This window comes from Micrococcus sp. Mcc28, assembly GCF_024519775.1.
Classification (GTDB): Bacteria; Actinomycetota; Actinomycetes; order Actinomycetales; family Micrococcaceae; genus Micrococcus; species Micrococcus luteus.
This window is the reverse complement of the sequence record NZ_JALJRH010000064.1, coordinates 1-314: the sequence shown is the minus strand read 5'-3', so window position 1 is coordinate 314 and position 314 is coordinate 1. Positions and strand designations below refer to the sequence as shown.

1 pseudogene is annotated in these 314 nt (G+C 57.0%); it reads right to left on the bottom strand.

Features of this window, described 5'->3' with window-relative positions:
• A pseudogene (locus tag NR073_RS11470) lies at positions 1-314 on the bottom strand (hypothetical protein); the annotation flags it as partial.

The window sequence follows — 314 nt, the reverse complement described above, 5'->3', positions numbered from 1 at the left end:
AGGAGGTATGAGGCCGATGGTAGTTGTAGTGGTTCCCCCCCACGGCCAGCGCCTCCCGCCGCGCTGTCTCTGCGGTCTCCGGGCGTGCGTCGCTTCCCTCCTCTCCCCTCCTCCTTTTTTCCCTTTCTCCCTTCCCTTTTTCTTTCCCCCTTCCCTCCTTTTCTCTCCTCTCTTTTCTCCCTTTTTCCCTTCCTCTCCTTTCTCTCCCTTCCCCTTCCCTTCTCCCTTCTTCTCTTTCCCCTCTTCTCTCCCCCTCTTCTTCCTTGTCTTTCTCTTCTTTCTTCTCCCTCCCTCTCCCTCTCTCCCTCCCTTTC